At 71.0% G+C, this 23,469-nt stretch carries 25 protein-coding genes and 1 pseudogene; 11 read left to right on the top strand and 15 right to left on the bottom strand.

What is annotated here, in order from left to right:
• The first annotated feature begins 262 nt into the window (after positions 1 to 262).
• Together ICC28_RS08370 and ICC28_RS08365 are read left to right on the top strand one after the other, a co-directional pair.
• On the top strand, positions 263 to 1,192 hold the full coding sequence (locus tag ICC28_RS08370) for a hypothetical protein (protein ID WP_188287796.1): 930 nt from the start codon (positions 263 to 265) through the stop codon (positions 1,190 to 1,192).
• Positions 1,193 to 1,297: 105 nt separating this feature from the next.
• A complete protein-coding gene (locus ICC28_RS08365) occupies positions 1,298 to 1,756 on the top strand; it encodes a hypothetical protein (protein WP_188287795.1) in 459 nt (152 codons plus the stop codon).
• A gap of 293 nt (positions 1,757 to 2,049) precedes the next feature.
• Here ICC28_RS08365 and ICC28_RS41450 read toward each other — a convergent pair whose 3' ends face one another.
• A complete protein-coding gene (locus tag ICC28_RS41450) occupies positions 2,050 to 2,397 on the bottom strand; it encodes a M35 family metallo-endopeptidase (protein WP_411158577.1) in 348 nt (115 codons plus the stop codon).
• Positions 2,398 to 2,465: 68 nt separating this feature from the next.
• Between ICC28_RS41450 and ICC28_RS08360 the strand changes: the two genes are divergently transcribed.
• Positions 2,466 to 2,615, top strand: coding sequence for a hypothetical protein (locus ICC28_RS08360; RefSeq protein WP_188287794.1), 150 nt, complete (start codon positions 2,466 to 2,468; stop codon positions 2,613 to 2,615).
• Positions 2,616 to 2,766: 151 nt separating this feature from the next.
• Here ICC28_RS08360 and ICC28_RS08355 read toward each other — a convergent pair whose 3' ends face one another.
• The 3 genes from ICC28_RS08355 to ICC28_RS08345 are packed head-to-tail and all read right to left on the bottom strand — an operon-like array spanning position 2,767 to position 4,422.
• The gene (locus tag ICC28_RS08355) at positions 2,767 to 3,426 is read right to left on the bottom strand and encodes a DUF5063 domain-containing protein (protein ID WP_188287793.1); all 660 of its coding nucleotides are present in this window, start codon (positions 3,424 to 3,426) and stop codon (positions 2,767 to 2,769) included.
• A complete protein-coding gene (gene recR, locus ICC28_RS08350; RefSeq protein WP_030053254.1) occupies positions 3,419 to 4,018 on the bottom strand; it encodes a recombination mediator RecR in 600 nt (199 codons plus the stop codon). Before recR ends, ICC28_RS08355 begins: the two co-directional genes overlap by 8 nt.
• A 59-nt stretch (positions 4,019 to 4,077) precedes the next feature.
• Positions 4,078 to 4,422, bottom strand: a complete 345-nt coding sequence (locus ICC28_RS08345) for a YbaB/EbfC family nucleoid-associated protein (protein WP_188287792.1) — start codon at positions 4,420 to 4,422, stop codon at positions 4,078 to 4,080.
• A 311-nt stretch (positions 4,423 to 4,733) separates the two neighbouring features.
• Between ICC28_RS08345 and ICC28_RS08340 the strand changes: the two genes are divergently transcribed.
• On the top strand, positions 4,734 to 5,501 hold the full coding sequence (locus ICC28_RS08340; protein WP_188287791.1) for an SLATT domain-containing protein: 768 nt from the start codon (positions 4,734 to 4,736) through the stop codon (positions 5,499 to 5,501).
• 127 nt (positions 5,502 to 5,628) lie between these two features.
• Here ICC28_RS08340 and ICC28_RS08335 read toward each other — a convergent pair whose 3' ends face one another.
• The 4 genes from ICC28_RS08335 to ICC28_RS08320 all read right to left on the bottom strand — a co-directional run bounded on the left by ICC28_RS08335 (position 5,629) and on the right by ICC28_RS08320 (position 10,559).
• Complete coding sequence (locus tag ICC28_RS08335; RefSeq protein WP_188287790.1) at positions 5,629 to 7,176, bottom strand: PstS family phosphate ABC transporter substrate-binding protein; 1,548 nt, start codon at positions 7,174 to 7,176, stop codon at positions 5,629 to 5,631.
• Positions 7,177 to 7,303: 127 nt separating this feature from the next.
• Positions 7,304 to 9,418, bottom strand: a complete 2,115-nt coding sequence (locus tag ICC28_RS08330; protein ID WP_188287789.1) for a serine/threonine-protein kinase — start codon at positions 9,416 to 9,418, stop codon at positions 7,304 to 7,306.
• Between the two features lie 77 nt (positions 9,419 to 9,495).
• Positions 9,496 to 9,954 (bottom strand): MarR family winged helix-turn-helix transcriptional regulator, encoded by a 459-nt coding sequence (locus ICC28_RS08325; protein ID WP_188287788.1) that lies wholly within the window; start codon positions 9,952 to 9,954, stop codon positions 9,496 to 9,498.
• Positions 9,951 to 10,559: a type 1 glutamine amidotransferase family protein gene (locus ICC28_RS08320; RefSeq protein WP_188287787.1), complete on the bottom strand. Its 609-nt coding sequence runs from the start codon at positions 10,557 to 10,559 to the stop codon at positions 9,951 to 9,953. The genes ICC28_RS08325 and ICC28_RS08320 overlap by 4 nt, the downstream gene beginning before the upstream one ends.
• Positions 10,560 to 10,734: 175 nt before the next feature.
• On the opposite strand from ICC28_RS08320, the gene ICC28_RS08315 reads away from it, so the two are divergent.
• The 3 genes from ICC28_RS08315 to ICC28_RS08305 all read left to right on the top strand — a co-directional run bounded on the left by ICC28_RS08315 (position 10,735) and on the right by ICC28_RS08305 (position 13,798).
• Positions 10,735 to 12,090 carry an aspartate aminotransferase family protein gene (locus ICC28_RS08315; RefSeq protein WP_188287786.1) on the top strand — a complete coding sequence of 452 codons (1,356 nt, stop codon included), beginning with the start codon at positions 10,735 to 10,737 and terminating at the stop codon, positions 12,088 to 12,090.
• A 257-nt stretch (positions 12,091 to 12,347) separates the two neighbouring features.
• Entirely contained in the window at positions 12,348 to 13,046 is a 699-nt protein-coding gene (locus ICC28_RS08310; RefSeq protein WP_188287785.1) for a GntR family transcriptional regulator, read from the top strand.
• 101 nt (positions 13,047 to 13,147) lie between these two features.
• Entirely contained in the window at positions 13,148 to 13,798 is a 651-nt protein-coding gene (locus tag ICC28_RS08305; protein WP_188287784.1) for a hypothetical protein, read from the top strand.
• A 40-nt stretch (positions 13,799 to 13,838) separates the two neighbouring features.
• Here the strand turns inward: ICC28_RS08305 and ICC28_RS40385 are convergent, their stop codons facing one another.
• Positions 13,839 to 14,060: a hypothetical protein gene (locus tag ICC28_RS40385; protein ID WP_223188636.1), complete on the bottom strand. Its 222-nt coding sequence runs from the start codon at positions 14,058 to 14,060 to the stop codon at positions 13,839 to 13,841.
• Here ICC28_RS40385 and ICC28_RS08300 point away from each other — a divergent pair.
• On the top strand, positions 13,987 to 14,163 hold the full coding sequence (locus ICC28_RS08300; protein ID WP_223188540.1) for a DUF397 domain-containing protein: 177 nt from the start codon (positions 13,987 to 13,989) through the stop codon (positions 14,161 to 14,163). The two genes, ICC28_RS40385 and ICC28_RS08300, sit on opposite strands and share 74 nt — an antisense overlap.
• Positions 14,164 to 14,247: 84 nt before the next feature.
• Here the strand turns inward: ICC28_RS08300 and ICC28_RS08295 are convergent, their stop codons facing one another.
• Positions 14,248 to 15,531, bottom strand: coding sequence for an adenylosuccinate synthase (locus ICC28_RS08295; protein ID WP_188287782.1), 1,284 nt, complete (start codon positions 15,529 to 15,531; stop codon positions 14,248 to 14,250).
• Positions 15,532 to 15,717: 186 nt separating this feature from the next.
• Between ICC28_RS08295 and ICC28_RS08290 the strand changes: the two genes are divergently transcribed.
• Positions 15,718 to 16,557 (top strand): diacylglycerol kinase family protein, encoded by an 840-nt coding sequence (locus tag ICC28_RS08290; protein WP_188287781.1) that lies wholly within the window; start codon positions 15,718 to 15,720, stop codon positions 16,555 to 16,557.
• Between the two features lie 11 nt (positions 16,558 to 16,568).
• On the opposite strand, the gene ICC28_RS08285 is transcribed toward ICC28_RS08290, so the two are convergent.
• Complete coding sequence (locus ICC28_RS08285; protein ID WP_188287780.1) at positions 16,569 to 17,081, bottom strand: MarR family transcriptional regulator; 513 nt, start codon at positions 17,079 to 17,081, stop codon at positions 16,569 to 16,571.
• Between the two features lie 65 nt (positions 17,082 to 17,146).
• Here ICC28_RS08285 and ICC28_RS08280 point away from each other — a divergent pair, with 65 nt between their 5' ends.
• Both ICC28_RS08280 and ICC28_RS08275 read left to right on the top strand, forming a co-directional pair.
• Positions 17,147 to 18,067 carry an ATP-binding cassette domain-containing protein gene (locus tag ICC28_RS08280; RefSeq protein ID WP_188287779.1) on the top strand — a complete coding sequence of 307 codons (921 nt, stop codon included), beginning with the start codon at positions 17,147 to 17,149 and terminating at the stop codon, positions 18,065 to 18,067.
• A complete protein-coding gene (locus ICC28_RS08275; RefSeq protein ID WP_188287778.1) occupies positions 18,067 to 19,719 on the top strand; it encodes an ABC transporter permease in 1,653 nt (550 codons plus the stop codon). Before ICC28_RS08280 ends, ICC28_RS08275 begins: the two co-directional genes overlap by 1 nt.
• A 159-nt stretch (positions 19,720 to 19,878) precedes the next feature.
• Here ICC28_RS08275 and ICC28_RS08270 read toward each other — a convergent pair whose 3' ends face one another.
• The 4 genes and pseudogenes from ICC28_RS08270 to ICC28_RS08255 form a co-directional block, all read right to left on the bottom strand.
• Positions 19,879 to 21,081: a cytochrome P450 gene (locus ICC28_RS08270; protein WP_188287777.1), complete on the bottom strand. Its 1,203-nt coding sequence runs from the start codon at positions 21,079 to 21,081 to the stop codon at positions 19,879 to 19,881.
• Between the two features lie 26 nt (positions 21,082 to 21,107).
• Positions 21,108 to 21,407 (bottom strand): annotated as a pseudogene (locus ICC28_RS41445) (VOC family protein); the annotation flags it as partial.
• A gap of 23 nt (positions 21,408 to 21,430) precedes the next feature.
• Positions 21,431 to 22,096, bottom strand: coding sequence for a response regulator (locus ICC28_RS08260; protein WP_188287775.1), 666 nt, complete (start codon positions 22,094 to 22,096; stop codon positions 21,431 to 21,433).
• A complete protein-coding gene (locus ICC28_RS08255) occupies positions 22,093 to 23,424 on the bottom strand; it encodes a sensor histidine kinase (RefSeq protein ID WP_188288048.1) in 1,332 nt (443 codons plus the stop codon). The genes ICC28_RS08260 and ICC28_RS08255 overlap by 4 nt, the downstream gene beginning before the upstream one ends.
• Between the last annotated feature and the right edge of the window lie 45 nt (positions 23,425 to 23,469).

Raw genomic sequence — 23,469 nt, 5'->3', positions numbered from 1 at the left:
AGGGTCGCGACGAGCACGCCCGCCAGGGTCCACACATTGAGCGTGGTGTTGTACCAGGGCTCGAAGTCGGCATTCATCGCGGAAGGATGCCGCACGCTCCTGCATCGGAGGGCGGGGTGCGGGCTCGCCGCACCGGGAGACTCCGAGGTCACGACGGGGGCAACCCTGAAACGTTCTAGGTAGTGCTCCTGCCCTCTTCCCGTCAGAGTGTTGAGTGCGCTGCCACGGGGGACGGCGCGGCTATCGAGGGAGCTGTCACACCATGAGGCGCGCACTGGCCTGCGCTGTTGCGGGTCTGGTCACGGGGATCGCCGTGTTCACTGCGGTCGGCTGCACTGCGGACACCGCGGGCACGGCAGGCACCACGGGTGATGCCCGCGGCCGGAGTCAGGAACGGGAGCCGACCGACGCCGAACGGGTCCTGCTCCGGCGCGCGGAGGAGACGCTCGTCAAGAAGTGCATGGAGTCAAAGGGCTTCAAGTACTGGGTGTGGCACATTCCAACCGTGGACGCCCTCAAGGGCGGCGGTTACGTCCTGACCGACGTCAACTGGGCGAAGAAGCACGGTTACGGCAGCCGCTTCGAGAGGAAGTTGCTGACCGCGCAGCGCGACGACCCGAACCACGCCTACGTCAACGCGATGCCGCGCAAGGACCGCATCCGCTACAGCAAGGCGCTGGAAGGCGACGCGTCGCACGGCATGCTGACGGCCGAGCTGCCCGGCGGCGGTGCCGTGCAGACCCCCCGTGACAGTTGCCAGGCCGAGGCCAAGGGCCGGCTCTACGGCGACTTCGAGACCTGGTTCAAGGTTGAAAAGGTGGCCACCAACCTCACCGCTTTGTACGTGCCGGACCTCCTCAAGGACAAGCGCTTCGCAAGCGCGGTCACGGCATGGTCGGCGTGCATGCGCGAGGCGGGTCACGACTACGCCGACCCGCCGAAGATCCGCGCGAAGCTTCCGAAACTCAAGAAGGGCCTGAGCACCGAGAAGGCGTATGCCATCGAGGTGGAACTCGCGACCGCCGAAGCCGCCTGTGCCACCGAAACACCGCTGGCCGACACAGCACGCACGCTGCAGACCGAATACCGCACCGAGAAGCTCAAGCCGTACAGCGCGGACATCGCCGCCTATCAGCGTATGAGCCGCTCCGCGCTGGACCGGGCCGAGGACATCATCGGCCCGACAGCCTGACCCCGCGGAGCAGCATCGCCGGACTCCCCGGGCATTCCCGACTTCCGCGGTGTCCCCACTGCGGAACCTCCCCCCTTCAGTGAACCGAACAAGGAGTGATGCGTCATGCGCAAAACCTTGGCGACAGCCGCCGTTCTGGGCCTCGCGGGTCTCGGAGTACTCGTTCCGACCACCAGCGCCCAGGCCTCCGAGAACTGCAACCTTGAATGGCACGGCGCCATGTCGGGCCACTTCTACGCCTACGACGGTGCCAACTGCGTCTACATCCTCGGCCATACGGCCAGCTGGGACTCGGACTGGGGCAACAGCACCGGCCCCTTCCAGGGCGGTGACACCAACGACGCGCGGTCGATCCTGCACAAGGGGACCAGCGGCCTGGCCGTCCAGGTGTTCAACGGGACGGGGCAGGACTGGGGCGGCGGCCACACCTGCATCAAGAAGTCTGAGAAGTACATGAGCGACCTGGACGGGTTCACCTTCACCAGCGGCGCGTCCGTGAGCAACGGCATCAGCTCCCACCGGTGGGTGGAGGAGAGCAAGTGCGGCAAGTTCCTTGACTCCTGAGCTGACACGTTTCCCGCGCGGGTAACCCGTGCCTGCGCCCCGTGGCCCGCTGGTCAGCCTCCGCCGGGCCACGGGGGCGGGCGCCCTACACCAAGCACACTCCTGCGGGCTAAACACGGCCGCCCGCGTAGCCCAGGCCCCGCCGACGCCATGCGCGGACGTGGCCTCAGCGACAGCCGCCTCGCCGCCGGCTCCGGCGTCAACCGGCAGACCATCACCAACGTCCTGGCGCTCAACCGAGGAGTTCCGCGAAGTATTCGTGACTGTCGGCGTTGAAGACTGCTTTCCTGGGGTCATTTATGGCCAGGGTGAGGCAGGCAGCGGTGCCGGTCGGGCACGGCAAACAGCGGAGCAATCCAGAACCTGCTGCACAGCCAGACCGTCCGGGCGTTGGGATAGGTGTATGCAAACCACCCCGGACGGCAGCCCGTCCCAGTGAGGTCGTAGGTCAATGGCAGAGGAATGAAACAAGGGGCCGCCAGGGTCGTCCTGATCCCATCGGAGTGCATCGTGACTGCGTTGTACAGCGGCAGCCCTCCCATGAAGTCGAACAGAGCGCTGTTGAAGCCGAACCATCTCCGATAGTGCTGGTTGGCACTGGGATTGGTACCCGTCAGCTGGGCAACGGCCTTCGCTGCCACGCTGGCCGCATGCGTATGCGCGGTTCGAGTGGCCAGCGCTGAGCCGGTGTCCCGCCGACCAGGACGGGATGCGGCGGCAGGGATTCAGCCTCGAAGTAGGCCTCGGGACGCCCCTGGGCCTGGTCCCGCTGCTGCGCCGCTCCTGCCCCGAGGGGGCCGACGGCTACGGCGGCTCCTACCAGGTGAACCTGGACGACGCCTCGCTGATCACCCAGTAGAGCGCGGTCAGGTCGGAGGGGATCGGCGTCAGGTCCACGAGTGCGTCCGTCGCCAGGTGACTGTCGTCGGTTGCGAGCATCACGGCGTTGTGGCCGGGCGGGAAGCCGTGCGTCGGGGGAAGGACCGAGAGACCGTACAGTGGCAGACCCGCTACTTCAGCTGGCGCAGCCCCAGTGGGCCCGCGATTTCCTCGGCCATGACCTTGCCGGCCTCGAATTCCAGGGTTTCGTCGCCCATGGACTGGTCGGTGTCGAGGCCGTCCAGTTCCTCCAGGGGCTGGTTGAGGCGGACGTGGGCGAGGACGGACTGGAGGGCGCGGAGGGTGGCCGAGGCGGTGGAGCCCCAGTTGGAGAAGTAGGAGAACTGCCACCACCACAGGGCTTCGGTGGTGCGCCCGGAGCGGTAGTGGGCCATGCCGTGGCGCAGGTCGGTGATGACGTCGGCGAGGTCGTCGGAGATACGGGCCGGGACCGGGGCCTTGCGGGGCTCGTAGGGGTCGAAGACCTCCGAGTAGACGTCCACCGGCTCCAGGAGGCGGGCCAGGTTCTCGCGGAGTTCGTCCACGTCCGGCTCGGGGCCCAGATCGGGCTCGTAGCGCTCCTCGGGGACGATGTCCTCGTGGGCGCCCAGGCGGCCGCCGGCCAGCAGCAGCTGGGAGACCTCCAGGAGGAGGAAGGGGATGGCCGATTCCGGCTCGTCGCCCTTGGCCACCTCGGTGACCGCTACGAGAAAGCTCTCTACCTGGTCCGCGATCTGGACCGCGAAGTCGTCCGGGTCCTGCGTGGTCGCGTGCAGCGTGGCGTCAGACATCTAGGAGTCGTCTCCCCTCGAAGGCGCGGCCGAGGGTCACCTCGTCCGCGTATTCCAGGTCGCCACCCACCGGGAGGCCGCTGGCCAGGCGGGTGACCTTGAGGCCCATGGGCTTGATCATGCGGGCGAGGTACGTGGCCGTGGCCTCGCCTTCCAGATTCGGGTCCGTGGCCAGGATCAGTTCCGTGACGGTCCCGTCGGCCAACCGCGCGAGAAGTTCTCGTATACGCAGGTCGTCGGGTCCGACGCCCTCGATGGGGCTGATCGCTCCGCCCAGGACGTGGTAGCGGCCGCGGAACTCACGGGTGCGCTCGATCGCCACCACGTCCTTGGGCTCCTCCACCACGCAGATGACCGCGGGGTCGCGGCGGGTGTCGCGGCAGATGTTGCACAGCTCCTCCTGCGCGACGTTTCCGCAGGTCGCGCAGAAGCGGACCTTCGCCTTGACCTCCATGAGGGCCTGCGCGAGGCGCCGTACGTCCGTCGGTTCCGCCTGGAGGATGTGGAAGGCGATCCGCTGCGCGCTCTTGGGACCGACGCCGGGCAGCCGACCCAGCTCGTCGATCAGGTCCTGGACCACGCCTTCGTACAACGGACTGCCGTCCTTCCTGAGATTCCTTCACTACGTACGGTAGACGGCGGACGCCTGTCTTAGAAAGGCAGACCGGGGATACCGGTGCCGCCGCCCAGGCCCTGGGCCAGCGGGCCCAGCTTCTGCTGCTGGAGCGTCTGGGCGTTCTCGTTGGCCGCGTGGACGGCCGCGACGATCAGGTCGGCGAGGGTCTCGGTGTCCTCGGGGTCCACCGCCTTCGGGTCGATCTTGAGGGCGCGCAGCTCGCCGGCGCCGGTGACGGTCGCCTTGACCAGGCCGCCGCCGGCCTGGCCGTCGACCTCCGTGCGCGCCAGTTCTTCCTGGGCGTTCGCCAGGTCCTGCTGCATCTTCTGGGCCTGCTGGAGCAGCTGCTGCATGTTGGGCTGGCCACCACCGGGGATCACGATCAGCTCCTGTGTCTGCGGGGGGTGTTCTGGGGGGTGCTCTGGGGATCTTTTTCCGTCTGGCACGAGCCTACGTGGTCCGGTCGGGCATCGCCCCGGCACTCTTTCGAGTGAGTCGAATGTCAGGCCTATACCTGATCAAGGGCCACTTCCGAGCGGAAAAGCGGCGAAAGGCCTCCCTTCGCCACCCATTGGGCGGTAGGAAGGGTCCGGCGCATCAGCACCATGCGTCACGCAACGTGGTCGGTCGGTCGGTTCGGTTTCGGTATCGGTATCGGGTCAGGTAGCAGACAGCAGGTAGGGAGTGCCGGGTGGGTCAGCCGGAGATGCAGCCCGAGGGGCCGCCTCACGACGGGCGGGGCGGCGAGGGCCGTGAGGGCGCCGCCGGGCTGCGGCCGGGCGATCTGACGGGGCGGGCGTTCCCCAACGGCGACTGGGGCGAGCCCGCGGAACGGCTGGACGAGCTGTACCGGTGGGTGGAGCGCGGGGCGCTGGACACGGCGGCCTGGTATCTCGCGGACCGGGTGTGGAAGCGGCGGGGGGCGCGGGTGCTGCGGGGCGGGGCGGCGGTGGGGGCGGTGTGCGGGGCCGCACTGCCGTTGCTGGATCTGACCGGGGTGGTCGGCGGGGTGGCGCCTTGGGGGTATCTGGCGCTGCTGCTCGCCGTGGCGTGTGTGGGGGTCGACCGGTTCTTCGGGGTGACGTCCGGGTGGATAAGGGACGTGGCTACGGCGCAGGCGGTGCAGCGGCGGCTTCAGGTGCTGCAGTTCGACTGGGCGTCGGAGAGTGTGCGGGAGGTTCTGGGGCCGACGGAGGGGACCGCGAGTGAGGCGGCCGATCGGTGTCTCGGTGTGCTGCGGAGGTTTTCGGAGGACGTGACGGAGTTGGTGCGGACGGAGACGGCGGACTGGATGGTCGAGTTCCGGACCGGGTCCGCGCCGATGGGGATTCAGGGGGCGGTCGTCGGGGGCGGGCGTCCCGACGGGAACGTCGTCCAGGGCCGCTTTCCGATGCCGCCCGGGGGCGGTGGGCCTGCCCGGCCCAACATGCCCCGGCAGCGGCCGCCGGAGCCGAGGTGAACACGGCGCCGTGGGTGTGTGCGGGGGGGTGGGTCGCGCATCCCGGCGCTATCGGGGTGCCGCCTGCGCCCACCCGTGCCGCCCCAGGCGGCACGCATGCCCGCAGGCTGAGCCGTAGAGCCGGAGGCTAGTCGTGGCAGAGGGGTTGGCCCTCTGGGGTGGAGCAGGGGACGTGGGTGTGGTTGCGGATGGTGGGTTCGCCGTTGTTGGTGATGTAGGTGAGGAAGCTGGAGGCGAGGGAGCCGGTGGGTGGGGTGCCGTGGGTGTAGGCGTACTCCACGCCGCGGTAGGGGTAGGGACTCGCGTCGTGTTCGATCGCGTTCAGCGAGGCCTCGTGGCCGTCGAGCGCGACGCGCTTGACGCCGGTCCGGTCCGTCGCGAGGTTGAGCTCGCTGTACCCGATCGCACCCCGCGTCTCCGCGACCGTCCGCAGGACGTCCTCCGTGGAGTCCAGTTCGCAGCGGTCCGGCGCCGAGCGGTCCGTGTCGGTGGCGCAGTCCAGTGAGGTGCTGGGCACCCCCTCCCACGCACCGCCGAGCACCCGGTCCTGGAAGACCTGCCGCGTGCCGGAGTCGGCGTCACGGCTGACCAGCACGACCCGCCAGTGCGGAAGGGACGGGTCCAGCTCGTCCCAGTAGGCGACCTCACCTGCGTAGACGCGCCGCACGTCGGTCAGGGACAGGCCGCCGCGCGGGAGGGTGAGGCCGTCGTTGACGACGAGGGTGAAGACGGACAGGGCGACGGGCAGCGGGCGCAGATCGCCGTTGACGCGTTTGCTGCGGCCGTCGTGGAAGGCGATCATCGACGACCGTACGGACTTCGACTCGCCCTCCAGCGCGGCGAGTTCGCCCACCCCCGCCGCACTGCCCCGCGCCTCCACCTCGATGTCGGCGCCCTCGCAGTCCTTCTCGTACTGTTCCGCCAGTTCCTCGACGACGGGCGCGAACGCGGTCGAGCCGGTGATCGTCAACGAACCCTGCTCGCACCCGAGCGGCGGCGGCGTGTCGTCCCGTACGACGACGATGGTCGAGAGGGTGAGCACGGACACCGTGAGCATGAGCGTGATCCACCGGGCCGCCCGGCTGAACAGCGGCGGCGTGTCGTCCGGGGTCGCACTGCGGTTGGGGTGCACCTCGCCGTCGCGGATACCGCCCACGATCCGGATGTCGCAGCCCACGTCCCCGCCGGACAGCAGCACGAGCAGCTTGAAGTGCTCACCGCGGTTGAGCGGGACGCGGGGGATGCGCAGGGTGTTGCCGCCGGGGTCGTAGCCGAAGCCCGCGTGCGGGGTGAAGTGGCTCATCAGGTGGTCGGTGCCGGTCGGCTGGGTGACCGAGACGCCGTGGATGTTGCGGTCGGTGAACTCCGCGGTGAGGCCGTGGAGTTCACGGCTCGTGTAGTCGTCGTGGCCGATGCTCTGCGAGCCGTCGTTCTCGATGCGCAGGAGTACGAGGGTGGCCTGGTGCATGCCGGGGGCCTCGTCGAAGAGGCCGAGGCGGACGTTGGCCCGGCCGGAGGTGACGCCGTCGCCGATCGGGTTGTCCATCTGGACGCGGTATCCGATGCGTTTGCGGCGTGGCACGCGGCGCTCGTACCAGACCATGACGGCCGAGGCCACGATGCCGGCCAGTGCCGTGGCCACGGCTATGACGTTCTCTGCGCTCAGCAACTCCACTGGGTGCCCCCGCCACTCCCCAGCCGGACAAGTGTGCGGTCACCTTACGGTCGGCGGGCGGGATATTCCGGTCGCGTCCGCGGATGTTCGCCCAGCGTTCAACTAGCTTGCGGCACAGATGAGTTACTCACCCTCTGGTGTACGTCAGGCTCTCTCCGCTGCTGATGTTCACTCGCTTCAGGGTGCCGTCTCCGAGGAGCGTGAGCCGCGTGGCCTCGCCCGGTGTGCAGGAGGTGGCCGGTTCGCCGACGGTGACGCTGGACGGGCCGATCTCCAACGGGCCGCCTGCCGAGAGCACGTCGTCCAGCCGCGCCGTGAACACGCAGTGGTATGCCGGACCGTCGGCGACGAGGGAGAGGACGGTGTCGCCCACCTCGCCCTGTTGGAGGGTGAGTTCGCGGGTGTGGTGACCGGCGGCGTTGTCGATGGTGGTGAACCAGGTGCCCAGGAAGGCGGACGGAACGGTTCCCACGTCCGCGGCGGAGGCTGAGGCGGATTCCGTGGGAGCCGGTGGCTCCGAGGTCGGGTCCGGGGCCGGGGCCACGGGGGCGCTCACCGTCGGGGACGCCGTGGCTCCGCCGCCCGCCTCCTCCTGCTCACCGCCGCTCATCAGGGCGTACACCGATCCACCGGCCCCGAGGGCCACGACCAGGGCGACCACGACAAGCAGCGCCGTCGAACGACCACTGCGGCGGTGCGGCTCCTCGGGCGGAGCGACCGGGCCGTAGTACGGCATCGTGGGCGGACCGTAGGGCGGGGTCGACCCGTACGGCGACTGCGGCGGCGGTGGCGACTGCGGTGGCTGCGGATAGCCGTACGCCGGATGCGTGGGCGCGGCGCCGAACCCCCTGCCCGGCGGAGCCGTCGGCGGGGGCGCCCCCTGCCCGGTCACCATCGTCGGCAGATGGTCCAACCCCCCGCCCACCCCTGGCTCCCCCGGCGCGGGCGGCCCCTCCCCCGGCACCGCGTCACCGACCGCCGCATGCTCCGGAGTCCCGGCCGGACGCCCGGCCGAACCGGCACCCGGACTCTCTGCCGAACCGGCACCCGAACGCCCCGCCGCACCCACAGCCGGTCCCCCGACCGAACCGGCAGCCGAACGCCCCGCCGGGCTTCCCGCCGGAGACGCAGGCGGACTTCCTGCCGGGCTCCCCTCCGGCCTCCCTGCCGGGGACGCAGCCGGACCCCCGACCACGCCTCCCGCCGGATTCGCAGCCGCCCCACCGACCGGGCCTCCCGCCGAAGCCGCACCCGGCGTCCCCGCCGAAGCGGCAGCCGGACCCCCCGTCGCCCTGCCCGCCCCCGCCCCCGTCTCCGTCCCACCCGGCCCCTCCGTGTCCAGCAACCGCACCGCGTGCCGCCCGAGTTGGGCGACCAGGGCGCTCGGGAGCCACGGGTCGCGGGAGCGGCCGCCGGAGACGGTGTCGTCGGCGCCGGTGCGGGCGAGGATGCGGTCGAGGCCGGGACGGGCCGCCGGGTCCTTGCGCAGGCAGTCGCGTACCAGGTCGGCGATGCCCTCGGGGACCCCGGTCAGGTCGGGCTCCTCCTGGGCGATGCGGAACATCAGGGCGTGGACGCCGCTGCTCTCGGTACCGAAGGGCAGGCGGCCGGTCGCGGCGTAGGCGAGGACGGAGCCGAGGCAGAAGACGTCGCAGGCGGGCGTGATGCGGTCGCCGCGCACCTGCTCGGGTGCCATGAAGCCGGGCGAGCCGACGAGCGCGCCGGTGTGGGTGAGTCCGCCGTCGGTCACGGTCTCCAACGCCCGTGCGATCCCGAAGTCGATGACGCGGGGCCCGTCGATGGTGACGAGGACGTTGGAGGGCTTCAGGTCGCGGTGGACGATCCCGGCGGCGTGGATGTCCTTCAGGGCGTGGGCGAGTCCGGCGCCGAGGATGCGGACGGACCGTTCGGGCAGCGCGCCGTGGTCGTGTCCGACGACCTGCTGGAGGCTGGGCCCGGCGACGTACCCGGTGGCCACCCAGGGGACGGCGGCCTCGGTGTCCGCGTCCAGCACGGGCGCGGTCCAGTGGCCGCCGACCTGCCGCGCGGCCTGCACCTCCTGCCGGAACCGGGCGCGGAACTCCTCCTGCGCGGCCAGTTCCTCCCGTACGAGCTTGACGGCGACCGTGCGCCCGCGCTGCGACCGGGCGAGATACACCTGCCCCATCCCGCCGGCCCCGAGCCGCGCGAGCAGCCGGTATGCCCCGATCTGCTGCGGATCTCCCGCCCCCAGCCCGTCCATGGCAGGCCCTCCCCCCGAAACGCCTTGTGCGACGACCACGATAGTGCGGGCATACGGGGAGGTGAGGGCGGTGCCGTCTACGGTTCCGTAACAGCGGTGGCCGTCTGCTCAAGCACCTTGGACAGACGCTCCAGAATCCGTACGGCGTCGGCGAGTTCAGCCTCGCCGAAGGCGTCCGCGAGCCGGTCGGCGAAGGCGGCGTGGCCGGGGTCGATCCGGGCCACGGCGGCGCGGCCCGCCTCCGTGGGCGCGACGAGTTTGGCGCGGCGGTGGGCGGGGTTGGGCCGGTACTCGGCCAGCCCCCGCTCGACCAGCAGATCGGCGATCCGCTGCACGCTCTGCCGGGTGATGCCCATCTCGCGGGCGATCCCGGACACCGGCAGCGGCTCGCGCAGCACCGCGCCGAGTACCTGCCACCAGGCGGCGGTGAGCCCGGAGGGCTTGGCCAACTCCTCTGCAACGGCGAGGAATTGGCCGTTGAGCCGGAAGACCCCGAGCGCGCTGCGGCTGAACAGCTCCTGCCGCTCGCGGCTCATCCCAGCGCCCCCGCCTTCTCCAGTACGGCGTAGGCCTCGGCGTCGGAGTCGTGGAACAGCCGGTACCAGGCGTCCAGCACCTCACCCTCGTACACCCCGAGGAGCCCGAAGACCTCGCGCGCGAAGGCGACGGGTTCGGTGGGGCCGGCCGTGACGAGGTTGCCGTCGGTGACGGCGTCGGCGTCGCGGTAGCGGGAGCCGCCCGCGTATCCGGTGGCGGCCAGGTAGAAGGAGACGGCGCTGGTGTGGTCCCGGCCGTCGAGCAGCCCCTCCCTCGCCAGTCCGGCGGTCGCCCCGCAGATCGCGGCGACGGGCACGCCCGCGTCGAGGAACGCGCGGGCCTTGCGGGCGAAGGGCGCGAGCGCGTCGGAGGTGTCCCAGAGGTCGGCGCCCGGCAGGATCAGCAGCGAGCTGTCCTCGGGGCGTACGTCGTCCAGGGCGAGGTCGGGCAGGACGCGCAGCCCGCCGATGCTGCGGACGGGCTGAGCGGAGGGGCCCAGAGTCCGGATCTCGTACCCGGCTCGGGCGAGGTGGGCGGTGGCGTGCCCCGTCTCCCAGTCGGCGTAGGTGTCGTAGACGGCGAGGTGTACGGGCTTGGGCGTCATGGTGCTGCTGCCTCCTCGGACCGGTTCTTTATGACAGCATCCTGTCATTGAGACAGCATGCTGTCAATGGATTCATCCCGGGAAGCCGCCGTGCGACAACCTGTCGCGGAAAGCCGCGTCCCACAGACAGGACGCCGATACCGCTTCCGCATCGCGGACATTTACGCTCGCGGGCATGACCCCTCAGCCAAACCCCGAGGTCGGCGCCGCTGTGAAGGCCGCGGACCGTGCGCATGTCTTCCACTCCTGGTCCGCCCAGGAGCTCATCGACCCGCTCGCCGTCGCCGGCGCGGAGGGGTCGTACTTCTGGGACTACGACGGCAAGCGGTACCTCGACTTCACCAGCGGGCTCGTCTACACGAACATCGGCTACCAGCACCCCAAGGTCGTCGCCGCGATCCAGGAGCAGGCCGCGAGGATGACGACCTTCGCGCCCGCGTTCGCCGTCGAGGCGCGGTCGGAGGCGGCCCGGCTCATCGCCGAGCGGACGCCGGGCGACCTGGACAAGATCTTCTTCACCAACGGTGGCGCCGACGCCGTCGAGCACGCGGTGCGCATGGCCCGGCTGCACACGGGCCGTACCAAGGTGCTGTCGGCGTACCGGTCGTACCACGGCGGTACGCAGCAGGCCGTGAACCTCACCGGCGACCCCCGGCGCTGGGCCTCCGACAGCGCCTCCGCCGGGGTCGTGCACTTCTGGGCGCCCTTCCTGTACCGGTCGCGGTTCTACGCCGAGACCGAGGAGCAGGAGTGTGCGCGGGCGCTGGAGCACCTGGAGACGACGATCGCCTTCGAGGGGCCGGGCACCGTTGCCGCGATCGTGCTGGAGACGATTCCGGGGACCGCGGGGATCATGGTGCCGCCGGCGGGCTATCTCGCCGGGGTCCGGGAGATCTGCGACAAGTACGGGATCGTCTTCGTCCTCGACGAGGTCATGGCCGGGTTCGGGCGGACCGGCGAGTGGTTCGCGGCCGACCTGTTCGGGGTGGTGCCCGACCTGATGACCTTCGCGAAGGGTGTGAACTCCGGGTACGTGCCGCTGGGCGGTGTCGCCATCTCGGGGGCCATCGCGGAGACGTTCGCGAAGCGGGCGTACCCGGGTGGGCTGACGTACTCCGGACATCCGCTGGCCTGTGCCGCCGCCGTCGCGACGATCAACGTCATGGCGGAGGAGGGGGTCGTCGAGAACGCCCGTGATCTCGGGGCGTCCGTCGTCGGGCCCGCGCTGCGGGAGCTGGCCGAGCGGCATGTGTCCGTGGGCGAGGTGCGCGGGGTCGGCATGTTCTGGGCGCTCGACCTGGTGAAGAGCCAGGAGACTCGGGAGCCGTTGGTGCCGTACAACGCGGCGGGGGAGGCGAACGCGCCCATGGCGGCGTTCGCGGCTGCCGCGAAGAAGGGTGGGATCTGGCCCTTCGTGAACATGAACCGTACGCATGTCGTGCCGCCGTGCAACGTGAGTGAGGCGGAGCTGAAGGAGGGGCTCGCTGCGCTGGACGCTGCGCTGACGGTGGCCGACGAGTTCACGCAGTAGCGGGGCCGGCGTGGGGGGGTGGGTCGCGCAGCCCGGCGCTTACGGGGTGCCGCCTGCGCCCACCCGTGCCGCCCCAGCGGCACGACTGCCCGCAGCCTGGACGGCGCCCCGACAGGGGCGCGGGGAACTGCGCGAGCAACCCCCACCCACCCGCGGACGAAAACGCACTCGGTCGGCGTCTCCGGCGAACGCGTAAGGTGGCGTGCTCGTAGAGATAGACGTGCATGCCACCCGCGCGACGAGGAGACGCCCCGACCATGCCCGGCCCCAGCGGCAACGGCGCCGTGACCCGAAGCACCCTGCGGCAGCAGATCGCGGACGCGCTGCGGGACGAGGTGCTGGCCGGCCGGCTCCAGCCGGGGCAGGAGTTCACGGTCAAGGAGATCGCCGAGCAGTACGGCGTCTCCGCCACCCCCGTCCGCGAAGCCCTCGTGGACCTCTCCGCGCAGGGCCTGCTGGAAGCCGACCAGCACCGCGGCTTCCGCGTGCACGAGTACTCGGCCGAGGACTACCGGGGCATCATCGAGGCCCGCAGCCTCGTCACCGACGGGATGTTCCAGGCGCTCGACGACGGGCGCAAGGGGTACCAGGAGCCCGGTGACCCCCGTACCGCCGCCGCCCTCGCCGGCGTCCGCCGCCGCGGCGAAGAGGCCCAGCGCGCCGCCGCCGCCGGCGACCTCACCGTCCTCATCGGCTACGACCTGCGCTTCTGGCGCGAGCTCAGCTCCCTCTTCGGCAACCCCTACCTCACCGACTTCCTCCACCGGCTGCGCGTGCAGTCGTGGGTCTGTGCCGTCCAGCGGCTGCGTCTGCTCACCGAGCTCCGCGGCGAGCTGTGGTCCGGCCACACCGAACTCGTCGACGCCCTGTCGCGGCGCGACATCGCGGCCGCCCGCTCGATCATCGCCGCGTACAACGCCCACTCCCTCGCCCTGATCGAACGACTCGCGCCTTGAGGGATGGGTATGGGACCGGAACCACCGGGTTTCACCCCGACCCGCACCGACTACCCTTCCCTGACCACACTGCCGCACCGCGCTACGCGAGGAGTCCTCTTTTGGCCTGTGACCTGTGGCTGGTACCGCTCGTCGACGTGTTGTGCCACACCCCCGACAACCCGTTCGCCGAGGAACTCGCGCAATACAACAAGGTGCTCGCCGAGGCCGGGCTCCCGCCGGTGCCGGTGTACCAGTACATGCCGGGCCTGTCCGGCGAGGTCGCCCCGGTGGCCGGCTTCGACTACGACGCCCTGCACTTCCTGCGCCGCGCGTATCTGCTCCAGGTGTGCGGGCTGCCGGTGACGCCGGTGGACGAACTCGGCGGCGACTACGAGCAGCTCCTGGAGATGTTCGAGACGACGGCCCAGCAGTCCCACCTGGTCTGGCACTACGACCACGCGGGCGCCTACGTCCCCGTCGACTTCCCGCACCCCCTCTCCAGCGACGAACTCCTCGCGGGCGGCGGCCCCCTGGGCTCCTCCCAGACCCTGCTGAGGGAACTGGAGCTGGTGGCCCCGACCATCGGCATCGACCCGGCCAACCCCCCGGCGCCCCCGCAACCGCCCCTCGCCCCGACGGACTTGGAGGAACCGGCCGTCCCCGCCCCCTACGACCCCAGCCCCTTCGCCCGCGAACGCCACGTCTGGCTCGGCCTGCACGCGGCGGCGACACGGAGTCTGGCCCAGGGCTCGATGATCATCTTCAGCTGAGGGACACCTGCGGGACAGGTGCCCCTACCTGCTGGTCCCGTCAGCTCTGCTCGACGATGCGGATGGTGCGGATGCCGGTGCCGCGGTAGCGCGTCGGTGTCCTGGTCAGGACAGGGCGACCGCGCGGCCACTCAACGGTGGGCAGGGCGAGATGCAGCACATGCGCACCACTCCAGTCGGGATCGTCCTTGCCCTCGTCCGCGGGTGCTGCCGTCCGCAGGCGTTTGCCCACGGCGGCCGCCGCCGCGAAGTCGAGCGCCATCCACGTCCGCGACTCCAAAGCCCCCGACGGCCCCGTCCTCACCCTCTCCGACGACGCCTGGTCCGCGTTCCTCCGGGGCTACGGGACCGACACCTGCGTATAGGGGCTGTTGGGCGCCGCGAGCAAACGGGAGAAGGGCGCTCCCTCGGAAAGGGGCGCCCTTCACCACACGTACGTCCTGTACGTCCTACAGGAACGAGTTGATCTCGATCGTCTCGTCCCGGCCCGGGCCCACGCCGATCGCGGAGATCGGGGCGCCGGACATCTCCTCCAGCGCCTTGACGTAGTTCTGGGCGTTCTTGGGGAGGTCGGCGAAGGTCTTGGCCTTCGTGATGTCCTCCGACCAGCCCGGGAGGGTCTCGTAGACCGGCTTCGCGTGGTGGAAGTCGGACTGCGAGTACGGGAGCTCCTCGACGCGCTTGCCGTCGATCTCGTAGGCGACGCAGACCGGGATCTGCTCCCAGCCGGTGAGGACGTCGAGCTTGGTGAGGAAGAAGTCGGTCAGGCCGTTGACGCGGGTCGCGTAGCGGGCGATGACCGCGTCGAACCAGCCGCAGCGGCGGTCGCGGCCGGTGGTGACACCCCGCTCGCCGCCGATGCGGCGCAGCGCCTCGCCGTCCTCGTCGAAGAGCTCCGTCGGGAACGGGCCCGCGCCGACGCGGGTCGTGTAGGCCTTGAGGATGCCGATGACCCGGCTGATCTTCGTCGGGCCGACGCCCGCTCCGGTGCACGCGCCGCCCGCGGTGGGGTTGGAGGACGTGACGAAGGGATAGGTCCCGTGGTCGATGTCCAGCAGCGTGCCCTGGCCGCCCTCGAACAGGACGACCTTGTCGTCCTCCAGGGCCTGGTTGAGGATCAGGACCGTGTCGGCGACGTACGGCCTGAGCTTCTCGGCGTAGCCCAGCAGCTCCTCCACGGCCTGGTCCACGGCGATCGCGCGGCGGTTGTAGAGCTTGGTGAGCAGCTGGTTCTTGACGTCGAGGGCCGCCTCCACCTTCTGGGTGAGGATGGACTCGTCGTAGAGGTCCTGCACCCGGATGCCGACGCGGTTGATCTTGTCCGCGTAGGTCGGTCCGATGCCGCGCCCGGTCGTGCCGATCTTCCGCTTGCCGAGGAAGCGTTCCGTCACCTTGTCAACGGTGACGTTGTACGGCGTAATGATGTGCGCGTTACCGCTGATGAGAAGTTTCGACGTGTCGACGCCGCGGTCGTTCAGTCCGCTCAGCTCGGAGAGCAGGACAGAGGGGTCGACGACGACACCGTTGCCGATGACCGGGGTACACCCCGGGGACAGGATTCCGGAAGGGAGGAGGTGCAGGGCGTACTTCTGATCGCCCACGACCACCGTGTGGCCGGCGTTGTTGCCGCCCTGGTAGCGCACCACATAGTCCACGGATCCACCGAGCAGGTCGGTGGCCTTTCCCTTGCCTTCGTCACCCCACTGAGCACCGAGCAGCACAAGTGCGGGCACGCGCGTACACCCCTTCCGGGCGGGGCATGTCCAAGGTCAGGGGCGTACGCCGCACTGTGCGGGTGCGTACACCGGCGACCTTCGTTGGCCGCAACCCGTCGGACCGGATGCCCCGGAATAGACGAAGCCCCTGGCGCAATAGCGCAAGGGGCTCTTGCACAAAGATGCTACCCGAGGAAGCGAGGCATGGCCGAGGTGGCGACTTCCGCGACGTCCGATCAGCTGCTGGTGGTGGTCGATCCGATCGCTCGGCGGGCGGACGGAGAGTCCGTACGGATCGTGAAAGACGTGCTCAGCGCGGGTGCCGCGACGAAGGTGTGTCTTCCGGAGGGGCCGGAGGAATTCGCCCGCGTGTTGCGGCGCAGGGGGTCGCGGCGGCCGGTGGTGGTCGGCGACGACCGGACGCTGGTGCGCACGGTCTCCCTGCTGCACCGGCAGCGGGAGCTGGCCGGATGCGTGCTGTCGATGGTGCCGGTCGGCGGCGCGCTGTCGCTCGCCGGGGCGCTGGGGGTGCCCACGGGCGCGGTGGCGGCGGCCCGCGCCGTCCTGGAGGGCGCCGAGCGCCGGCTCGACCTGCTCGTGGACGACAGCGACGGGGTGGTGCTGGGGGCGCTGCGGATTCCTTCGGAGCGGGCGGGGCAGCAGCCGGTCGCCGGGGAGCCGGCGCGGCCGTGGGTACGGACGTACCAGTCCCTCGTACGCACCCTGGTGCCCGCCCGCGAGACCGCCCCGCCCGTCTCCGGGCCCTCCCGGCTGCGCGTGGAGGTCGACGGCATGACCCTGGTCGACCTGGACCAGCCCGTGCAGGACATCTCGGTCACCCCGAACGGTTCGGGCACGGCGGCCGTGGAGGTCCGTCCGGCGTCGGTGGGCGCGGAGGCCGCTCCGCTGCTGGCCCGGGGACGCCGGGTGACGGTCTCGGGCGCCGACTTCCGCTACCGCGCCGACGCGACGGAGGCGGGGCCGGTACGGAGACGGACGTGGACGGTGTGGGAGGGGGCGCTGGGGCTCACGTTGCCGGGGTGACGCAGATGGCCTTACGGCCGGCCCGTGCCGAACCGCTGCTCCCGGTGTACCCGCCAGCGTTCCATCATGGCCGTCAGTTCGCCCTCCATGAACTCGAAGAAGGCGACCGTCTCGGTCAGTCGGCGCCCCGCGGGCGTGTCGGGGCCCAGGCTGGTGACGCCCTCGCGGAGGGCGTCCTGCCAGCGCTTGATGACCGCCTCGCGGTTGGCGATGGCCTCGTACCACTGGTCGCTGTGCACCCGGTACCGCTCCCGCCGCGAGCCGGGCTCGCGCTCCCGGGAGACCAGGTGCACCTGGGCCAGGTAGCGCACCGCGCCGGAGACGGCGGCGGGGCTGATCCGGAGCTGTTCGCCCAGTTCCACCGAGGTCAGCGCGCCGGAGTCGGAGGCGAGGAGGGCGGCGAAGACCCGGGCGGGCATGCGCGGGACCCCGGCCTCGACGAGCTGCGCGGCGAAGTGCTCGACGAACCTCGACACGCCCTCCGTGTCCCGCCCCACCTCGGCTGATTCCGTCATGCGCACCATCCTAACGAGCGTTTTAACGCTTCCTTAACTTCACAAGTTTCTGAAAAAAGCGTACGTTCGGAATCATGACGAAGGCAATCACGGTCTCCGGGCTCCACAAGTCGTTCGGCAGGACCCGCGCGCTCGACGGCCTCGACCTGGACGTGCGGACCGGCGAGGTCCACGGCTTCCTCGGGCCCAACGGCGCCGGCAAGTCGACCGCCATCCGCGTCCTGCTCGGCCTGCTGCGCGCCGACTCCGGGGCCGCGCAGGTACTCGGCCGCGACCCCTGGGCCGACGCCGTGGAACTGCACCGGCACCTCGCCTACGTCCCCGGCGACGTCGAGCTGTGGCCGAACCTCACCGGCGGCGAGGCCATCGACCTGCTCGCCCGGCTGCGCGGCGGCATCAACAAGCAGCGCCGGGCCGACCTCGTCGAACGCTTCGACCTGGACCCGACCAAGAAGGGCCGCGCCTACTCCAAGGGCAACCGGCAGAAGGTCGCCATCGTCGCCGCGCTCGCCTCGGACGCCGAACTGCTGCTGCTCGACGAGCCGACCGCGGGCCTGGACCCGCTCATGGAGGTCGTCTTCCAGGACGTCATTGTCGAGGCCAAGGCCGCGGGCAAGACCGTACTGCTCTCCAGCCACATCCTGGCCCAGGTCGAGAAGCTCGCCGACCGGGTCAGCATCATCCGCCTCGGCAAGATCGTGCAGTCCGGCACCCTCTCCGAGATGCGGCACCTGACCCGCACCACCATCGAGGCCGAGACCGTGCGCCCCGCCACCGGCCTGGAGACCCTGCCCGGCATCCACCACCTGCAGACCGTCGACGGCCGGGTCCGCTTCGCCGTGGACGGCACCGAGGTCGACGGCGCGGTCCGCAGGCTCACCGAGTTCGGCATCCGCAGCCTGGTCAGCCACCCGCCGACGCTGGAGGAACTCATGCTCCGCCACTACGGCGACGAACTGGCCGCCAACGGACGCTCCGGCAACGGAGCCGAGTGATGACGACCACCGCCCCCGCCAAAGCCGCGGCACCGCCCGCCACCAGCGCGAACACCCTGGCCGGCACCCGCACCCTGATCCGCTTCGCCCTGCGCCGCGACCGCGTCCGGCTCCCCGTGTGGATCCTGGCGCTGTTCCTCGGCACGGTCATGACGGCGAACAACTACAAGACGCTGTACGCCGACCCCGAGGACCGCGCGAACGTCGTCAAGACCATGGACAGCCCGGCCGGCCTCGCCATGTCCGGCCCGCGCCACTACCTCGACGACTACAACTTCGGCTCGATGCTCGGCCACCAGATGCTCGGCTTCATGGCCGTCCTCGTCGGCCTGATGAGCGTACTGATCATCACCCGGCACACCCGCGCCGAAGAGGAGACCGGCCGCGCCGAACTGGTGCGCTCCACGGTCGTCGGCCGCCACGCCCACCTCGCCGCCGCCGTGTCGGTCGCGGTCCTCGCCAACCTCGTCCTCGCCCTCCTGCTCGCCTTCGGCCTGTCCGGACTGGGCATCGAGGGCATCGACACCGCCGGCTCCCTGCTCTACGGCTTCGCCCACGCGGCCGTCGGCATCGTCTTCGCCGCCGTCGCCGCGATCACCGCGCAGATCACCTCGCACGCCCGCGGCGCGAGCGGCATGGCCCTCGCCGTCATCGGCGCCGCGTACGTGCTGCGCGCCGCCGGGGACAGCGGCTCCAGCGAAGCCCTGTCCTGGCTCTCCCCGATCGGCTGGGCGCAGCGCACCTACCCGTACGTCGACAACGACTGGTGGCCGCTGCTGCTGTGCCTCGCGCTCGCGGCGGCCTGCGCGGCGACCGGCTTCGTCCTCTCCACCCGGCGGGACGTCGGCGCCGGCCTGCGCCCGGAGAAGCTCGGCAGCCCGGTCGGCTCCGACGCGCTCACCACCCCGCTCGGCTTCGCGCTGCGGCTGCACCGCGGCATGCTGATCGGCTTCGGCTCGGGCCTGCTCCTGATGGGCGCGATGTACGGCTCGATCCTCGGGGACGCCGAGGACATGCTGAAGGACATCGACGAGATCCAGGAGGCGCTGGACCGCATCGGCGGCTCCAGCATCGCCGAGTCGTTCGCCTCGATGGTGATGGTCGTCATCACGGTCGTGGCGGCGGTGTACGTGGTCATGGCGGCGCTGCGGCCCCGCGCCGAGGAGACCGCGGGCCGCGCCGAGCCGCTGCTCGCCACCGGGCTCTCGCGCGGCCGCTGGGTCGGCAGCCACCTGGCGGTGGCCATGGGCGGCGGCACGCTGGTGCTGCTGCTGGCCGGGATCGGCTTCGGCGCCTCGGGCGCGGCCTCGACCGGCGACGGCGCCATGTTCCCGAAGCTGGTGGGAGCGGCGCTCGCCTACGCACCCGCCCTGTGGGTGACGGTCGGGGTCGCCGTGGTCCTCTTCGGCTGGTTCCCGCGGGCGAGCGCGGCGGCCTGGGTCGTCCCGGTGTACGCCTTCGTCGTGGGCTACCTCGGCCAGATCCTCCAGTTCCCCGACTGGATGAACAACCTCTCCCCCTTCGGCCACGTCCCGCAGCTCCCTGCCGCGTCCATGAACTGGACCCCGATGCTGCTCCTGGCCGCCGTCGCGGCGGGGCTGGTGTGGCTGGGGCTGGAGGGCTTCCGACGCCGGGACCTGGAGACGAAGTAGGTCGCGGGGCGCACGCCCTGGGGGCTCCGCCCCCAGACCCCCGGCCTATGCCCACCCGCCACCCGTTTCCAGTCGGCTGAATGGTGAACCATCCAGTTGGCCGAGACGGGTGGGTGTGGTGGGCAAACGGGGGTCTGGGGGCGGAGCCCCCAGGGACGGTCACACCGAGACGCCGAGCCCCTCAAGCCCCCGGATGACAAAGTTCGGCTTCCGCTTCGGCTCCTCCGCGAGCGCCAGCGTCGGCGCCCGCTCCAGCAGCGCCGTCATCGAGGCCGCCAGCTCGATACGGGCGAGCGGCGCACCGATGCAGTAGTGGATACCGGCGCTGAAGGAAATATGCGGGTTCTCCTCACGGGTGAGGTCGAGCGCCGACGGATCCCGGAAGACCGCCGGGTCATGGTTGGCGGAGCCGAAGAGCAGCGCCAGCTCCGCCCCCCGCGGCACGACGGTCCCGTCGATCTCGATCTCGTCCAGCACCCACCGCTCGAAGAGCTGCAGCGGGGTGTCGTAGCGCATCAGCTCCTCGACGGCGGCCGGCACCAACCCGTGGTCGGCACGCAGCGCGGCGAGCTGGCCGGGGTTGCGGAACAGGGCGTACCAGCCGTTGACGGTGGCGTTCACGGTCGCCTCGTGGCCCGCGTTCAGCAGCAGCACGCAGGTCGAGATCATCTCCTGCTCGGTGAGCCGGTCACCCTCGTCGTGGGCCGCGATCAGACCGGAGATCAGGTCGTCCCCGGGATGCTTGCGCCGCTCGGCGATCAGTTCGCGCAGGTAGTCGGAGAACTCCACCGACGCGCGCACCGCCCTGGCCGCCACGTCCTGCGGCGGACTCAGCTCGTACATCCCGCAGATGTCCGCCGACCAGGGCCGCAGCGGCGCCCGGTCCGCCTCCGGAATGCCCAGCATCTCGGCGATCACGGCGACCGGCAGCGGCTCGGCGACGTCGGCGAGCAGATCACCCCCGCCCTTCTCGACGAGCCGGTCCGCCAGCTCCCCGGCGAGGTCCGTGACGTAGGGCCGGAGCCGTTCGACGGTCCGTGGCGTGAACGCCTTCGACACCAGCCGCCGGATCCGGGTGTGGTCCGGCGGTTCCAGGTCGAGCATGCCGTGGTCGTTGAGCGTGTGGAACGGCTCGTGCTCGGCGGGCGGCGCGGTCCGCCCGAACTCCTCGTGGGTGAACCGGTGCTGGTACGTCCGCCCGAGCCGACGGTCGCGCAGCAGCGCCGAGACGTCGGCATGGTGCGGGACCAGCCACTGGTTCGTGGGCTCGAAGTACTGCACACGGCCCCGGGCACGCAGCTCTGCGTAGGCGGGGTACGGGTCGGCGAGGAACGCCGGGTCCCACGGGTCGAAGGCTGCCATGAACGGACGCTAGCCCGGCGACCCCCTCACTGACCAGGGGAGAAATCGGGGATCGTGACCGAGCCGTCCGCCGCGAGCGGGAACCCGGGGTTGTGGGCGACCTCCCAGGCGTGACCGTCCGGGTCGACGAAGGCACCGGAGCAGAACCCGACGGCGTTGACGGCGGCCGGCTTGGTGACGGTGCCGCCGGCCCGCTCCACGGCGGCCAGCAGTTCGTCGGCCTCCGCGTCGGACCGTACGTTGTGCGCGAGGACGATCCCGCCGAAGCCGCCCGCCGGACCGGCGTCGAGACCGCAGTCCGCGGCCAGCTTCTCCCGGCCCCACAGCCCCCGTGCTCACCCCGCCGCCCTCAGCCCGGCGTCACCAGCCGCGCCTCGTACGCGAACACCGCCGCCTGCGTGCGGTCCCGCAGACCCAGTTTCACCAGGATGCGGCTGACGTGGGTCTTGATCGTCGACTCGGCGACCACCAGCCGCTCGGCGATCTCCGCGTTGGACAGGCCCTGGGCGATGAGGACCAGGACCTCCGTCTCCCGCTCGGTGAGGTCGCCGTAGGCCGCCTGCGCGGAGGGCATCAGGCGCGGGGTGTCGGAGAGCTTGGAGAACTCGGTGATCAGGCGGCGGGTGACCGAGGGGGCGAGCAGGGCCTCGCCGGACGCCACCACCCGTACGCCTTCGGCGAGTTGGCGGGCGGAGGCGTCCTTCAGCAGGAAGCCGGAGGCCCCCGCGCGCAGCGCCTGGTACACGTACTCGTCCAGGTCGAAGGTGGTCAGCACCAGCACCCTGGCCGTGCCGTCCGCCGCGACGATCTCCCGGGTCGCCTCGATGCCGTTCAGTTCGGGCATGCGGATGTCCATCAGGACGACGTCCGGGGCGAGTTCGCGGACCTTGGCGACCGCCTCCCGGCCGTTGACGGCCTCGCCGACGACCTCGATGTCCGGCATCGCGTTCAGCAGGACGGAGAAGCCCTCGCGCACCATCATCTGGTCGTCCGCGATCAGTACCCGGATGATCATGCGTCACCCTCGTTCTCGACCGGGACCGGCAGGAACACGGCCACCTCGTAGCCGCCGTCGTCCGTCGCCCCGGCCGTCATCTCGCCGTTCAGCATCGTCACCCGCTCGCGCATGCCGGTGATGCCGTGCCCGGCGCCGGGCGAGGGCTTGATCAGGGAGGGCGCGGGCGGCGGGGTGTTGACGATGCGCAGGCCGAGGCCGCCGAGGACGTAGCCGATCTCCACCTTGGCGCTCGCACCGGGCGCGTGCCGCAGGGTGTTGCTCAGCGCCTCCTGCACTATGCGGTACGCCGACAGCTCCACCCCCTGCGGCAGTTCCCGCACCGCCCCGGTGACCGCCTTGTCGACGTCCAGCCCCGCGTCCCGCACATTGGCCAGCAGGGCGTCCAGGTCGGCGAGCGTGGGCTGCGGGGCGTCCGGGGCCTCGTAGTCCTCCGCCCGTACGACGCCCAGGACGCGGCGCAGCTCGGTCAGGGCCGCCACGGCGTTCTCCCGGATCGTGGCGAAGGCCCGCTCCAGCTCCTCGGGCGGGTTCTCCACCCGGTAGGGCGCGGCCTCCGCCTGGATGGCGACGACCGACATGTGGTGGGCGACCACGTCGTGCAGCTCGCGGGCGATCGTGGTGCGCTCCTCCAGGAGGGTGCGCTTGGAGCGCTCCTGGGCGGTCTCCGTCGCCTGCGCGGTCACCTCCTGCTCGGCCGAGCGACGGATGTGCCAGACGGCGACGCAGAGCAGGACCAGCGCGGAGACGACCAGCAGGGGGCCGGTGTTGCTGCTCGCACCGTAGTAGCTGTCCGGGCCGAACCCGGCGGCATCCACCACGAGCCCGTACACCGCCGTCAGGAGCCACATCCAGGCCGCCGTACGCGGCCGGGTGCAGATCGCCACGATCGTCATGACGGCCACATGGCAGACGAAGGCGCCTGCCATCCACGGCCATTCGCTCCAGCTGCTGCCCAGAATCCAGGCCACCGGAGTGGCCGCCATGGACAGCCAGAACGCGCCGAGCGGCCGCACCATGGTCAGCAGCACCGGTATCGCGCAGACCAGGGCGGCCAGCAACGGCAGGCCGTCCCTGCCGTCCTCGGCCGCGGCGAAGCCCGCCATCAGGGCGAGGCCGGTGATCACGGCGTGCGGGGTCCAGCCCGCGTGCTCCCGCAGCCTGCGGGGCAGCATCCGGGCCAACGGGCCGTCGACACTCATCCGCGGCAGCGGCCGGTAGGCGAACACGTCATGGAACAGGTCCTGCCGCAGCCCGCGCAGGGCGTCCGCGGCCAGCCGGAACTCCGGGCTGTGGGCTTTGCTGGTCGTCTCGGTCACGTACAGCACGGTAGGCGGAGCGGGGCCCGGGGTCGTCACCTGCGAGACGGGTCC

The organism is Streptomyces sp. TRM68416 (assembly GCF_014596915.1).
In the GTDB taxonomy this organism is placed as follows: Bacteria; Actinomycetota; Actinomycetes; order Streptomycetales; family Streptomycetaceae; genus Streptomyces.
The sequence above is the reverse complement of the archived record's forward strand: the minus strand, read 5'-3'. Positions and strand labels throughout refer to the sequence as shown.

Bases quoted from the DNA above. Each gene is read 5' to 3' on its own strand.
- ICC28_RS08370 (WP_188287796.1), top strand. From the start codon at position 263: ATGAGGCGCGCACTGGCCTGCGCTGTTGCGGGTCTGGTCACGGGGATC.
- ICC28_RS08365 (WP_188287795.1), top strand. From the start codon at position 1,298: ATGCGCAAAACCTTGGCGACAGCCGCCGTTCTGGGCCTCGCGGGTCTC.
- ICC28_RS08360 (WP_188287794.1), top strand. From the start codon at position 2,466: ATGCGGCGGCAGGGATTCAGCCTCGAAGTAGGCCTCGGGACGCCCCTG.
- ICC28_RS08355 (WP_188287793.1), bottom strand. From the start codon at position 3,426: ATGTCTGACGCCACGCTGCACGCGACCACGCAGGACCCGGACGACTTC.
- ICC28_RS08330 (WP_188287789.1), bottom strand. From the start codon at position 9,418: ATGGACGGGCTGGGGGCGGGAGATCCGCAGCAGATCGGGGCATACCGG.
- ICC28_RS08325 (WP_188287788.1), bottom strand. From the start codon at position 9,954: ATGAGCCGCGAGCGGCAGGAGCTGTTCAGCCGCAGCGCGCTCGGGGTC.
- ICC28_RS08320 (WP_188287787.1), bottom strand. From the start codon at position 10,559: ATGACGCCCAAGCCCGTACACCTCGCCGTCTACGACACCTACGCCGAC.
- ICC28_RS08315 (WP_188287786.1), top strand. From the start codon at position 10,735: ATGACCCCTCAGCCAAACCCCGAGGTCGGCGCCGCTGTGAAGGCCGCG.
- ICC28_RS08310 (WP_188287785.1), top strand. From the start codon at position 12,348: ATGCCCGGCCCCAGCGGCAACGGCGCCGTGACCCGAAGCACCCTGCGG.
- ICC28_RS40385 (WP_223188636.1), bottom strand. From the start codon at position 14,060: ATGGCGCTCGACTTCGCGGCGGCGGCCGCCGTGGGCAAACGCCTGCGG.
- ICC28_RS08290 (WP_188287781.1), top strand. From the start codon at position 15,718: ATGGCCGAGGTGGCGACTTCCGCGACGTCCGATCAGCTGCTGGTGGTG.
- ICC28_RS08285 (WP_188287780.1), bottom strand. From the start codon at position 17,081: ATGGTGCGCATGACGGAATCAGCCGAGGTGGGGCGGGACACGGAGGGC.
- ICC28_RS08280 (WP_188287779.1), top strand. From the start codon at position 17,147: ATGACGAAGGCAATCACGGTCTCCGGGCTCCACAAGTCGTTCGGCAGG.
- ICC28_RS08275 (WP_188287778.1), top strand. From the start codon at position 18,067: ATGACGACCACCGCCCCCGCCAAAGCCGCGGCACCGCCCGCCACCAGC.
- ICC28_RS08270 (WP_188287777.1), bottom strand. From the start codon at position 21,081: ATGGCAGCCTTCGACCCGTGGGACCCGGCGTTCCTCGCCGACCCGTAC.
- ICC28_RS08260 (WP_188287775.1), bottom strand. From the start codon at position 22,096: ATGATCATCCGGGTACTGATCGCGGACGACCAGATGATGGTGCGCGAG.